Here is a 12,665-nt window from a genome sequence, read left to right as displayed (position 1 = left end):
AGGAGGACGCGATGGAAAGCGAAAGCCGCCAGGCGCACTGGGAGAACGTCTACGCCAGCAAAGGCGAGAACGAGGTCAGCTGGTTTCAGGAAAGCCCTGCCCCGTCGCTGGCGCTGATCGCCGAGATCGGGGCGACGCCTCATTCGGCGATCATCGACATCGGCGGCGGCGCGTCACGGCTGGTCGATCACCTCATCGATCAGGGATTTTGTGACGTCACCGTGCTCGATCTATCCGCGGCGGCATTGGAGGCCACCAAAGCCCGTCTCGGCGAACGCGCCTCACGCGCGCATTGGCTTGTGGCGGACGCCACCACATGGCAGCCGTCGCGGGCGTATGACATCTGGCATGACCGGGCGGCGTTTCACTTTTTGACCGAGGAGAGTGACCGCGCGAGCTACATCGCACGGTTCAAGCAGGGTTTGAAGATCGGCGGCCACGCCATCATCGCGACCTTCGCGCTGGACGGACCCGAGAAATGCAGCGGCCTGCCGGTGATGCGTTACGATGCGGCGCGGCTCCGGCAGACGCTGGGATCGGGGTTCAAGCTGCTGCAAAGCCAGCGCGACGACCATGCCACGCCCTGGGGATCGCACCAGCTTTTCCAGTTCAGCGTCTTTCAGCGCGTCGAGTAATTCTGACGGGACTTTGATGAACGCCCACCGGCGGCACTATTAAGATTACGACGCACAGCAGGAGATCTTCATGAAAGCCATTGCCAACGCCATCACCATCCTCGCCCTCGCTTCGACCGCCGCAATGGCGCAGTCGCCCTATGCGGGGATGCAGGGCCGCTCGATCAAGGCACTGTCCGCGCAGCAGATCGATGATCTCAGGGCCGGCAGGGGCATGGGCCTGGCGCTGGCGGCCGAACTGAACGGTTACCCCGGTCCGATGCACGTGCTGGAATTGTCCGACAAGCTGGCGCTGTCGGCGGCGCAGAAGCAACGGATTCAAACACTGTTTGAAACAATGAAAGCGGAAGCGACACCGATCGGTCTCAGCCTGATCGAACAGGAAAGCGCGCTCGACCGGCAATTCGCCAACCATTCGATCACATCAGACGCGCTGAGGGAAGCGACGACGAAGATCGGCCAGACGCAGGCGGAACTGCGCAACGCGCATCTGAAATATCACCTCGAAACGGCGCAAATCCTGTCTCCCGATCAGATGAAACAATATGCCCAGTTGCGGGGATACGCATCCGATTCCCCGGCGCGGCATCACCGCATGCATTAGCGGCAGGGCGCTGCGCGCGGAGCCTCGTCCCGCTTGTGCAGGGACCGCGCTGGCGTCTAGATTGCGGCCCAACAGGCGCGTTCCAAAGATTATCCGCAGAATGGAAAACGCCGCATGGGAGGACCCTGATGAAGCACGCCTACATCCCGCGAACGACGACCTACAACCTCAATCCGGGCGAAGAGCTTAATGATCTCCGGATGTCGGATGAGGTCCGTCCGCTCTACGAGCACGTCAAGAAATTCATCCGCGAGACCGTCGACCCGATGTCGGTCGAATTCGCAAAGCTTGGCGAGAAGAAGACCGACCGCTGGAGTTTTACGCCGGAACAGCTGGCCTGCCTGCAGAAGGCCAAGGACAAGGCCAAGGAAGAAGGCCTGTGGAACTTCTTCCTGCCCGATGACGAGACCGGCCAGGGTCTGAAAAACCTCGACTACGCCTATATCGCGGTCGAGCTGGCGAAAAACCCGATGGCGTCGGAGACCATGAACTGCTCGGCGCCCGACACCGGCAACATGGAAGTGCTGGAACGCGTCGGCACCAAGGCGCAGAAGGAAAAGTGGCTGAAGCCGCTGCTATCAGGTGAAATCCGTTCGGCCTATGCGATGACCGAGCCGAATGTCGCCTCCTCCGATGCCAAGAACATCTCGACCTCGGCAAAGCTCGTCGGCGACGAATGGGTGATCAACGGCGAGAAGTACTACATCTCCGGCGCCGGCGATCCGCGCTGCAAGATCATGATCGTCATGGTGAAGACCAATCCGGACGCACCGCCGAGCAAGCAGCAGTCGCAGATCCTGGTGCCGATCGACACCCCCGGCGTGGAAATCCTGGGCCCGATGCACGTGTTCGGCCACGACCACGCGCCGCGCGGCCACATGCATCTGCGCTTCAACAATTGCCGGGTGCCGAAGGAAAACATGCTGCTCGGCGAAGGCCGCGGCTTTGAAATCTCGCAGGTCCGCCTCGGGCCGGGCCGTATCCATCACTGCATGCGCACCATCGGCAAGGCCGAGAAGGCGCTCGACCTGATGGTCCAGCGCGGCCTGACCCGCGAAGCCTTCGGCAAGAAGATCGCCCATCTCGGCGGCAACATGCAGATCATCGCGCAGGCGCGCTGCGAGATCGAGGCGATGCGGCTGATGGTGCTCAAGGCGGCCAAGGCGATGGACGTGCTCGGCAACAAGGAAGCGCGGATCTGGGTCAGCATGGTGAAAGCCATGGTGCCCGAGCGCACCTGCAAGATCATCGACCAGGCAATCCAGATGCACGGCGCCACCGGTATTTCGCACTGGAGCCCGCTCGGCGAAATGTACCAGGACGTCCGCCACCTGCGCTTCGCCGACGGTCCGGATGAGGTGCACTGGATGGTGGTGGGCCGGCATGAACTGAGCATGCCGTAGGATCTTGCTTCGTAGGGTGGGTTAGGCGAAGCCGTAACCCACCTCTTTTGTCGAACGCAAACGGTGGATTACGCCTTCGGCTAATCCACCCTACGGCCTGTCGATCGGAAAGCCCCATGGAATACGCCCCCGAAAACCTGCAGCCGCGCGAGCGCTACAAGCTGCTCGCCGGATTCGTGCTGCCGCGGCCGATCGCCTGGGTAACTTCAGTGGGCCCGACCGGCGTGGTCAACGCCGCGCCGTTCAGCTTCTTCAATGTGTTCTGCGAGGATCCGCCGCTGTGCATGTTCGCGGTCAATCTGCGGCCCGACGGGCGCGTCAAGGACACGCTGGTCAACATCCAGCGCACCGGCGAGTTCGTCGTCAACCTCACCGACGAGCCGCTGGCGCGCGCGATGCACGATTCCAGCGGCGACTTTCCGCCCGATGTCGGCGAGCCCGGCTATCTCGGCCTGAAACTTGCGCCCTCGACCCGGGTCGCGGCGCCGCGGCTGGCCGATGCGCCCTGGGCGATGGAGTGCAAGATCTGGAAGACCATCGACGTCAATGGCGATCGCACGCTGATCATGGGCGAAGGCATCAATTTCTACATCCGCGACGAATTGTGGGATACGCAGACCATGCGCGTGCACATGGAGCGCTACCACCCGATCGGCCGCATGTTCGCCGACCGCTATTGCCGCACCGACGACCGCGTCGTGTTCCCGCCGGCGCCGGAACTTCCGGCGAAGTAGCGCGTAATTTCGTAGGGTGGGTTAGCCACCGGGTCGCGCGAATGCGCGCCCGATGATAAACTCCGCGTAACCCACCGCCGATGCGGAACGAAGATGGTGGGTTACGGCTTCGCCTAACCCACCCTACGCACCGATACTGGAGTTCGCATGACCGACCATTTCCGCGACAACGAAACCAGCAGCCGCTTTGAGCTCGACGTCGACGGCGCCATCGCCTTCGTTACCTACCGCAAATCGCCTGATACGATCACGCTGGAACACACCGTGGTGCCGCCGGAGCTCGGCGGCAAAGGCGTCGGCTCAAAACTCGCGCGGGCGACCCTCGAAGCGGTACGGGCGCAGGGACGCAAGCTCACCGTCGAATGCGAGTTCATCCAGGGCTATATGAAGAAGCATCCGGAAGACAACGATTTGCTGGGCACGGCTTCGTAGGGTGGGCAAAGGCGCGCTTGCGCCGTGCCCACCATCTTCATTCGAAACTCGGTTGAAATGGTGGGCACGCTTCGCTTTGCCCACCCTATAAGCTACGCCACCGGCCGGTGCGCGCGCAGGAACGAGCGGATCTGGCGTACCGCGAGCGGTATCCGCTCCTTGGGCTCCTTCCACGGAAACATGCTGACTTCGGCGTTCGGCGCCAGCATCGCCGACTCCATCGCGACCGCATAAGGGTGCGCCGGGATATCGTCGGGCAGGATCAGCACCGGTGTCCTGCACTGGCGCACGAAGTCGCGTGTCACCGTGAAGACGAAGTCGGGATTGGTGCGGTACATCCTGGTGAGGAATTTATCTGTTGTCTCCGGGGTGATGTCCGGCCGCTGCTTCAGGAGCTCCGGCGCCCAGCCTTTGGTGTTGTTGTCGTAGAACAGGTCCCGCATCTCGGGACGCGAGCCGGACGGCTGCGCCAGCACGGCAGCGACGACGCGATCGGGCGCGCGCTTCAGCAGATTCCAGATCAAGGGGCCGCCGATGCAGAAGCCGAGCACCATGAACTTGTCGATGCGAAGATGATCCATCAAGCCGAGATGGTCGTCGGTGTGGGAATCCCAGGGCCGGTCGATTTCGAGCGGGCCGGAAGATTTCCCGGTATTGGCGTTGCGCAAATCGGCCGCGATGCAGCGGTACTCGCCCTTTAACTCCTCGAAGGAATCGAACGGCGGATAGCTGCCCGACAGGCCCGCGATCGTCGAGTTCAATCCGCCGCCGGCGATCATCAGCAATGGATAACCGGAGCCGGTTTCCTCATAGTGGATACGAACGGCGCCTTTTTCGAAAGTCGGCATGCGGTTTCCCCGGTTTGGATTCTTACTTCGTAGGGTGGGTTAGCGTAGCGTAACCCACCATCTTTGTCGGGCCGCACCAAAGGCGGATTACGCCTTCGGCTCCAATCCGCCCTACAGCGACAAACTACTACGATGCCTTGGCCGGCTCGCCGATCTTGTCCTGCGTCTTCGTATCGAAATCGCTGGCCTCATGCCGCTCGTGCAACTGGCTCGCCGGATCGCCCGAGATCCGGTTGACCATGCGGCCGCGCTTCACCGCCGGGCGTTTTGCGATTTGATCGGTCCAGCGCTGCACGTTCTTGTATTCGTGCACCGACAGGAATTCGCCGGCGCCGTAGACGAGGCCTTTTGCCAGCGCGCCGTACCACGGCCAGGTCGCCATGTCGGCGATCGTGTATTCGCTGCCGGCGAGATACTCATTGTCGGCAAGCCGCCGATCGAGCACGTCGAGCTGACGCTTCACCTCCATGGCGTAGCGGTCGATGGCGTATTCGATCTTGGTCGGCGCGTAGGCATAGAAATGGCCGAAGCCGCCGCCGAGAAACGGCGCGCTGCCCATCTGCCAGAACAGCCATGACAGGCATTCCGCCCGCGCCTCGCCGCCGGCCGGCAGAAAGGCCCCGAACTTTTCGGCCAGATGCATCAGGATCGCGCCGGACTCGAACAGCCGGATCGGCGTCGGTCCGCTGCGGTCCATCAGCGCCGGGATCTTGGAGTTCGGATTAACAGCGACAAAACCGCTGCCGAACTGGTTGCCGTCGATCTTGATCAACCACGCGTCATACTCGGCGCCACTGTGACCGGCGGCCAGCAGCTCCTCGAACATGACGGTGACCTTCACGCCGTTCGGCGTCGCCAGCGAATAGAGCTGAAACGGATGCCGGCCGACCGGCAGTTCCTTGTCATGCGTGGGACCGGCGATCGGCCGGTTGATGCTGGCGAAGCGGCCGCCGCTTTCCTTATTCCAGGTCCAGACTTTCGGCGGCACATAGGCGGTGGGGTCGGTAACAATTTCGTTCATTCGTGTTGGCTCCAGGCTTCTTGTCGGCCGAGTCACGTGAGGGGCGATCTGCCGCGCGGCGGAATTACAATGCGACTGTCTGGTATACCTTGGGGCTGTCGCCGCCAACCGCAAGATGCTGCATGGCAGCCCAACAATTCCCGTGGCGGTCCGCGTCGGGTCCATGTCGCGATTTCAGACGAGCCGACCGAGGGGCTTGCCCCAAAACTGGTCGAACAGGTCGGCACCTTGCTCGACGAAATCGCGCGCCGCGGCACCGCTATTCTTCTGGTGGAGCAGAAACTCACCATCGCACTGAAGATTTCCCGCCGCCTCTATGTGATGGGCCACGGCCGCATCGTGTTCGAGGGAACGCCGGCGGAGCTTGCCGCCAATGCCGGCGTGCGCAAGGAGTGGCTGGAGGTTAAGGGGGCAGCTTCCCGCCGGCCGGATTATCCGAACAGCCAGGACCTCGGATTGACGATCGGCTTGTGCTCGATGCTCAACAGGCCGCCCTTGACGATGCGAATGAGTGACCAGATGAACCACCAGGCAACAATCGGCAGGCCAATCAGCACCAGGGAGAACGGAATGCCGATCGCAAGGTACAGCAATCCGATCCAGAAGGTCCTGATCTGAAACCGGAAATGCGATTGCATCACGGGGTCGGTATCGTCGACCTTCACATACGCGATGATGAGACCCATCAGCGCTGTAATCCCGGTGAAATATCCTACGCCGTAAAGTACGTAGACGGCTCCGGCGACGATATTGTCCGAGGCGATGGATCGCTGGGTTTCGTAAGAAAGTGACATGGCCGCCTCTGTTGCCACTGATATCGTGGAGCTCTGCGAACGCCCTTTGGTCGCGCCTGCCATGGTCCAGGTTCATAGCGTAAAAGTCCTTAGGCGCGGCAGAGTTGTACTCGGAGCAATGCTTCTGTGGCTGGCTTGGTCACGATCGGCCATAGTGGATGGATCGCACCCAAGAGATCATCCCAAATGCTTGCCTCGCAACGCGCTTTGTTCGAGATACCGCGCCAGATTTGCTACCTCAACGCCGCCTCCTACAGCCCCTTGCCGATCCGGACTCTGGAAGCCGGCCGCGCCGCGGTCGGGCGCAAGGGCACGCCGTGGACGCTGCCGGCTTCCTTTGCCAACCAGCAGAACGAACGTGCGCGCGCGGCTGCTGCCCGGCTGATCAATGCCGAGCCATCCGATATCGCGCTGACCCCCTCGATCAGCTACGGCGTCGCGACGGCAGCAAAGCTTTTGACCATTCCCCGCGGCACGCGCGTGATCGTGCTGGAAAGCGATCACTCCTCCCCCGTGCTGGAATGGCACGCGCGAGCGGATGTGCAGGGATTTACCGTCGAGACGGTTCGACAACCCGAAGACGGCGACTGGACGTCGGCGGTGCTGGCCGTGATCGAACGATCGGGTGCTGCGCCGGTCAGCCTCGCCTCGATCTCCTCGGTGCACTGGTCGGACGGCGGGCTGATTGACGTCGACAAAGTGAGCGCGGCGCTCAAGCCGCGCGGCGCGATGTTCCTGATCGACGCCACGCAGGGCGTCGGTGTGCTGGCGATGGACGTCAAGCGTCTCGATCCTGATTTCGTGCTGTTCCCGACCTACAAATGGGTGCTCGGGCCTTACGGCCGCGCCTTTCTCTATGTTGCAAAACGCCATCAGAGCGGCATTCCGCTGGAGCAGACCTCAGCCGGCCGCCGCGACGTGCGCGCCGAGAATTCGGTCTATTTCACCGATCTCGATTACGTGCCCGATGCGCGCCGCTTCGACATGGGCAAGCGCGACTATTTCATTTCGATGGAGATGGCGTCCATTGGCATGGAAATGCTGGCCGAATGGGGTGCAGCGGCCGTGGTGCGGCGGCTCGCGATGCTGACGGAGCGGATTGCGGAAGGCGTGCGCGGCATCGGCGTCAGCGTGCCGGATGGGCGGCTGCGTGCGCCGCATATTCTGAGCCTCGCGTTCAAGGGCGGCATGCCGGCGGGACTGGTCGAGGGCCTGGCGAGCGACGGCGTCTACGTCGCGCCGCGTCTGGGGCGCCTGCGCATCTCGCCGCATGTATATAATGACGAGGCCGATGCGGATCGGTTTGTGGAGGTTTTGGGAAGGCGGTTAAACACGTCATTGCGAGGAGCGTAGCGACGAAGCAATCCATTCTTTCTTTTCGCGGAGAGATGGATTGCTTCGCTTCGCTCGCAATGACGGTAGTGACTACGACGCCGCCATCTTCCTCGGCTGCTCGGCACCCGTCATCGCAAAGCCCTCGTAGCCCTTCGCCGCGACATCGTCGCAGATCTGCCGGTACGGCCCGACGCCGCCGATATAGGGCATGAAGATGCGCGGCTTGCCGGGGACGTTGGCGCCCATGTACCAGGAATTGGCCTGCGGATAGAGCGTGGTGTAGGCGACCTCGTTGACGTGGGCGACCCAGTTATCCTCGGCTTCCTTCTTGGCTTCCATGGCCTCAAAGCCGCGGTCGCGCATATAGGTCACGCAGTCGGTGATCCAGTCGACATGCTGCTCGATCGAGACGATCATGTTCGACAACACCGACGGGCTGCCGGGACCGGTGATGACGAAGAGATTGGGAAAGCCGGCGCTCATCAAGCCGAGATAGGTGCGCGGCCCCTCGGCCCATTTCTGGTTCAACGTCTGGCCGTTGCGGCCGCGAATGTCGATCTTGGCAACTGAACCCGTCATCGCATCGAAGCCGGTCGCCAGCACCAATGCATCGACTTCGTAGTCCTTGCCGCCTGATCGTACGGCGTTGGCCGTGATTTCCTTGATCGGGTTGGACTTGATGTCGACCAGCGTCACGTTCGGGCGGTTGAAGGTCGAAAAATATTCGGTGTCGATGCAGATGCGCTTGGAGCCGATCGGATGGTTGTTCGGCTGCAGCAGCTTTGCCTTCTCGGGGTCCTTGACGATTTCGGCGATCTTCTCGCGGACGAAATTTGCCGCGGTGTCGTTGGCGGCCTGATCGAGCGCGAGGTTGTTGTAAACAGACATGAAGGTGAGCCCGCCGCGACTCCAGCGCGCTTCGTATTTGGCGCGGCGCTCGTTGTCGCCATCATCGAGCGCGCCGCGATCGGGCATCTCGGTATAGATGCCGTTGCGCGATTCCGTGCGCGCGAACTGCCTGACTTCCGGATATTTGGCGCGGAACGCCTGCCGCTCTTCCTCGGTCAGCATGGCGTTGCGGGCGGGAATCGAAAAATTCGCGGTGCGCTGAAACACCGTGAGGTGGCTCGCCTGCTCGGCGATCACAGGCACCGACTGGATGCCCGACGATCCCGTGCCGATCACGCCGACGCGCTGGCCGGTGAAATCGACGGTTTCATGCGGCCAGTGACCGGTGTGATAGACCTTGCCTTCAAAGCGATCGAGACCCCTGATCTCGGGCATCCGCGCGTTCGACAGGCAGCCGGTGGCGAGCACCACGAATTTTGCAATGACGGCCTTGCCGCCGGATAGCGTGACCGACCACAGGTTGGTGCGTTCGTCGTACTCCGCGCGCTCCACCACGGTGTTGAACTGGATGTCGGGACGGAGACCAAAACGGTCGGCGACGTGATTGGCGTATTTCAGAATCTCCGGCTGCGGCGCGTAGCGCTCGCTCCAGTCCCATTCCTGCTGCAGCTCTTCGGAGAACGAATAGGAATATTGCATGCTCTCGACATCGCAGCGCGCCCCGGGATAGCGGTTCCAGTACCAGGTGCCGCCGACGCCATCGCCCTGCTCATAGACCCGCGCTGAAAACCCCTGCCCGCGCAGTTTATGCAGCATGTACATGCCGGCAAAGCCTGCGCCGACCACGACGACGTCGTAGCTCTCGGCAGCTTTCCCGGAAACGGATGGCGATGCGGTCATGGACACTCCCTTGCGAATTCTTGATTTGCCGGACAGCATTCTCTCGATAGCGCCAAAGCGCAAGACACAAATCGGCGGTCTTGCTTTGCATATTTTGCGGCGTGGAATGTTCGTCCCTCATGATCGAAGAGCGCTTGGCATCCCAGCCCCCGATGGGCTAGCGTCAGGTCAATACGGCAAACAAAAACAAACAACGAGCGGCGTCAAAGCCACCCCAGGGAACGGATACGACCATGAAATCCCCGATCTGCGACATGCTGGGAATAGAATTTCCGCTGCTGGCCTTCAGCCATTGCCGCGACGTGGTCGCCGCCGTCAGCCGCGCCGGTGGATTTGGCGTGCTCGGCGCGACCCGCTTCTTGCCGGAGACGCTGGAGCAGGAACTGAAATGGATCGACGACCACGTCGACGGCAAGCCCTACGGCATCGATGTGCTGATCCCGGAAAACATCTCGACCGCTGGCGAGAAGAACCTCACCTGGAAAAGTCTGGAGAAGCGGGTTTCGCAAGAGCATCGTGATTTCACCCGCAATCTTCTGAAGAAATACAACATCGAACTCACGACCGAGAGTGTCGCCGACAACCAGCCACAGCCGTTTGACGCCGAGATCGCGCTGGAGTTGCTCGACGTTTCCTTCCGTCATCCGATCAGGCTGATCGCGAACGCGCTCGGCGTCCCACCGAAGGCGATGATCGAGATGGGCCGCAAGCACGACGTGCCGGTCGCGGCGCTGATCGGCTCCAAGGAGCACGCGCTTCGGCAGGTCGCGGCCGGCGTCGATATTTTGGTGGCGCAGGGCACTGAGGCCGGCGGCCATTGCGGCGAAGTTTCCACCATGGTGCTGGTGCCCGAGGTGATCAAGGCGATCAAGCCGATCCGCAACGTGCCGGTGCTGGCGGCGGGCGGCATCATGACCGGGCACCAGATGGCCGCCTGCATGGCGATGGGCGCGGCCGGTGCCTGGACCGGCTCGGTGTGGCTCGCGACGGTGGAATCCGAGACCACCGAAATTTTTCGCGAGAAGATGATTGCGGCGTCCTCGCGCGACGCGATCCGCTCCAAGGGCCGCACCGGCAAGCCCGCCCGGCAGTTGCGCTCGGTATGGACCGATGCGTGGGACCGCGGGCCTGACAGCCCCGGTGCGCTGCCCATGCCGCTGCAAAGCATCATCAGCCGCGACGCCTTCAACTCGATCGACCGCGCCGCCGCCGCCGGCAACGTCCAGGCGCGCGACCTCGTCAGCTATTTCGTCGGCCAGGGCGTCGGCCTGATCGACAGCGTCAAATCCGCCGGCGCGGTGGTGCAGGAATTCAAGGAAGATTTTGTCGACGCGGTCGAGCATATGAATGCGTTGATGGAGGAGTGATATTTCTCCTCATGGTGAGGAGCGCGTCTTCGCGCGTCTCGAACCATGAGGCCCGTGGCCCATCCTTCGAGACGCTGCTTCGCGGCTCCTCAGGATGAGGACGTTGCCTAGCCCTGAAAGAGAAACAAGAAAATGTCGAAGACTCCCGAAGACCGCATTCCCGTCATCGTCGGCGTCGGCGAAATCGTCGACCGGCCAAAGGACATCGCCGCCGGACTTGAGCCGCTCGCGCTGCTGGAGCAGGCGCTGAAGCGCGCGGAGGCGGACAGCGGCGCAAGGCTGCTGGGCGAACTCGGTTCGCTCGACGTGGTCAATTTCCTGAGCTGGCGCTACCGCGATCCCGAAAAGCTGCTCGCCGAGCGGCTCGGCGCGAAACCAGCGTATTGCTATTACGGTCCAGTCGGCGGTGAGAGCCCGATCCGCTATCTGCATGAAGCAGCAAAACGCATCGCGCGCGGCGAATGCAGCGTGGCGGCGGTGTGCGGCGCCGAGGCGCAATCGACCGCAACAAAAGCCCAGCGGGCCGGTATCGATCTGCCATGGACGCCGTTTGCCCACGACGTCGAGGAGCCCAAGCGCGGCGCAGCGTTCCAGAAGCCGATGGCGGTGACGCTCGGTGTGTTCCGTCCCATCACCGTTTATCCGCTGTATGAGTCCGCCACATCAGCGCATTGGGGCCAGACCCCGCGCGAGGCGCTCGCCGAATCCGGACAGTTGTGGTCGACCTATGCGCGCGTGGCGTCGGAGAATCCCAATTCCTGGTTGAAGAAGCAATTCACGCCGGACGAGATCACAACGCCGACGCCGGAAAACCGGCTGATCGCCTGGCCATACACCAAGCTGATGGTGGCCAATCCGACCGTCAATATGGGCGGCGCGATCCTGATGACCTCGCTGGCAAAGGCGCGCGCCGCCGGCGTGCCCGAGGACCGGCTGATCTACCCTCTCGGCGGCGCATCTGCGGAAGAGCCGCGCGATTATCTGGTGCGCGACCAGTTCTTCGAGAGCCATCCGCAGAACGCCGTGCTCAACGCCGTGATGGACCTCGTCGGCGGCGACGGCAGGAAATTCGACGCGATTGAATTGTACAGCTGCTTCCCATGCGTGCCCAAGATGGCGCGGCGGACGCTGGGGCTCGGCCCCGACGTCAGGCCCACCGTCACCGGCGGCCTCACGTTCTTCGGCGCGCCGCTCAACACCTATATGACGCATGCCGCCTGCGCGATGGTGAGAAAGCTGCGTGAAGGCGGCACGCTCGGCCTGCTCTACGGCCAGGGCGGTTTTGTCACCAAGCATCATGGCCTGGTGCTGTCGCGACAGGCGCCAAAGCAGGCTCTGGCACTGGACACCAGCGTGCAGGCCGAGGCCGACCGCCGCAAGGGCGCCGTGCCCGAGTTCGTCACCGAAGCCACCGGCAAGGGCAAGGTCGAAAGCTTTACCGTGATCTATGGCGGCAAGGGCGACGTCGAGCACGGCGTGGTGATGATTCGCACGGCCGGCGATGCGCGCGCCCTGGCGCGGGTGCCGGCGAACGACAGCGCGACGCTGGCGCACCTGCGCAACATGGAGCGCACGCCGGTGGGTTCGGTGGGGGAGATCGTCACGGCCGGTGATGGCGTGCTGGAGTGGCGGGCGGGGTAGAAATTCCACCGTCATGGCCGGGCTTGTCCCGGCCATCCATGTCTTTGTAACTCGAACGAAAGTAAGTCGTGGATGCCCGGGTCAAGCCCGGGCATGACGAAG

The 12,665-nt window shown here is 62.6% G+C and carries 12 protein-coding genes and 1 pseudogene; 9 read left to right on the top strand and 4 right to left on the bottom strand.

The window, feature by feature from the left end; genetic code table 11:
• Window positions 1–11: 11 nt before the first annotated feature.
• From JQ558_RS22320 to JQ558_RS22300, 5 genes are all read left to right on the top strand, one after another.
• The gene (locus JQ558_RS22320; RefSeq protein ID WP_212273648.1) at window positions 12–635 is read left to right on the top strand and encodes a trans-aconitate 2-methyltransferase; all 624 of its coding nucleotides are present in this window, start codon (window positions 12–14) and stop codon (window positions 633–635) included.
• 70 nt (window positions 636–705) lie between these two features.
• A complete protein-coding gene (locus tag JQ558_RS22315) occupies window positions 706–1,239 on the top strand; it encodes a Spy/CpxP family protein refolding chaperone (RefSeq protein WP_212295099.1) in 534 nt (177 codons plus the stop codon).
• 125 nt (window positions 1,240–1,364) lie between these two features.
• Entirely contained in the window at window positions 1,365–2,642 is a 1,278-nt protein-coding gene (locus tag JQ558_RS22310) for an acyl-CoA dehydrogenase family protein (RefSeq protein ID WP_212295193.1), read from the top strand.
• Between the two features lie 116 nt (window positions 2,643–2,758).
• Window positions 2,759–3,376, top strand: a complete 618-nt coding sequence (locus JQ558_RS22305; protein WP_212032306.1) for a flavin reductase family protein — start codon at window positions 2,759–2,761, stop codon at window positions 3,374–3,376.
• 147 nt (window positions 3,377–3,523) lie between these two features.
• Window positions 3,524–3,808: a GNAT family N-acetyltransferase gene (locus JQ558_RS22300; RefSeq protein ID WP_212210704.1), complete on the top strand. Its 285-nt coding sequence runs from the start codon at window positions 3,524–3,526 to the stop codon at window positions 3,806–3,808.
• A gap of 92 nt (window positions 3,809–3,900) precedes the next feature.
• On the opposite strand, the gene JQ558_RS22295 is transcribed toward JQ558_RS22300, so the two are convergent.
• Window positions 3,901–4,656: an alpha/beta fold hydrolase gene (locus JQ558_RS22295; protein WP_212295097.1), complete on the bottom strand. Its 756-nt coding sequence runs from the start codon at window positions 4,654–4,656 to the stop codon at window positions 3,901–3,903.
• Window positions 4,657–4,783: 127 nt separating this feature from the next.
• Complete coding sequence (yghU, locus tag JQ558_RS22290; protein WP_212210700.1) at window positions 4,784–5,677, bottom strand: glutathione-dependent disulfide-bond oxidoreductase; 894 nt, start codon at window positions 5,675–5,677, stop codon at window positions 4,784–4,786.
• A 177-nt stretch (window positions 5,678–5,854) separates the two neighbouring features.
• Between yghU and JQ558_RS37335 the strand changes: the two are divergent.
• Window positions 5,855–6,082: pseudogene (locus JQ558_RS37335) on the top strand (ABC transporter ATP-binding protein); the annotation flags it as partial.
• A 26-nt stretch (window positions 6,083–6,108) separates the two neighbouring features.
• Here the strand turns inward: JQ558_RS37335 and JQ558_RS22280 are convergent.
• On the bottom strand, window positions 6,109–6,471 hold the full coding sequence (locus tag JQ558_RS22280; protein ID WP_212210696.1) for a hypothetical protein: 363 nt from the start codon (window positions 6,469–6,471) through the stop codon (window positions 6,109–6,111).
• A gap of 186 nt (window positions 6,472–6,657) precedes the next feature.
• Between JQ558_RS22280 and JQ558_RS22275 the strand changes: the two genes are divergently transcribed.
• Window positions 6,658–7,824 (top strand): aminotransferase class V-fold PLP-dependent enzyme, encoded by a 1,167-nt coding sequence (locus JQ558_RS22275; protein ID WP_212295095.1) that lies wholly within the window; start codon window positions 6,658–6,660, stop codon window positions 7,822–7,824.
• Window positions 7,825–7,896: 72 nt separating this feature from the next.
• Here the strand turns inward: JQ558_RS22275 and JQ558_RS22270 are convergent, their stop codons facing one another.
• Window positions 7,897–9,555, bottom strand: coding sequence for an NAD(P)/FAD-dependent oxidoreductase (locus tag JQ558_RS22270; protein ID WP_212295094.1), 1,659 nt, complete (start codon window positions 9,553–9,555; stop codon window positions 7,897–7,899).
• Between the two features lie 233 nt (window positions 9,556–9,788).
• Here JQ558_RS22270 and JQ558_RS22265 point away from each other — a divergent pair, with 233 nt between their 5' ends.
• The gene (locus JQ558_RS22265; RefSeq protein ID WP_212295092.1) at window positions 9,789–10,922 is read left to right on the top strand and encodes a nitronate monooxygenase; all 1,134 of its coding nucleotides are present in this window, start codon (window positions 9,789–9,791) and stop codon (window positions 10,920–10,922) included.
• Window positions 10,923–11,054: 132 nt separating this feature from the next.
• Window positions 11,055–12,563, top strand: coding sequence for an acetyl-CoA acetyltransferase (locus JQ558_RS22260; protein ID WP_212295090.1), 1,509 nt, complete (start codon window positions 11,055–11,057; stop codon window positions 12,561–12,563).
• Window positions 12,564–12,665: the final 102 nt, after the last annotated feature.

Source organism: Bradyrhizobium sp. AUGA SZCCT0160 (assembly GCF_018130105.1).
Taxonomy (GTDB): Bacteria; Pseudomonadota; Alphaproteobacteria; order Rhizobiales; family Xanthobacteraceae; genus Bradyrhizobium.
Note: the sequence above shows the minus strand (reverse complement) of the source record. Positions and strands in the feature narration are given on the sequence as shown.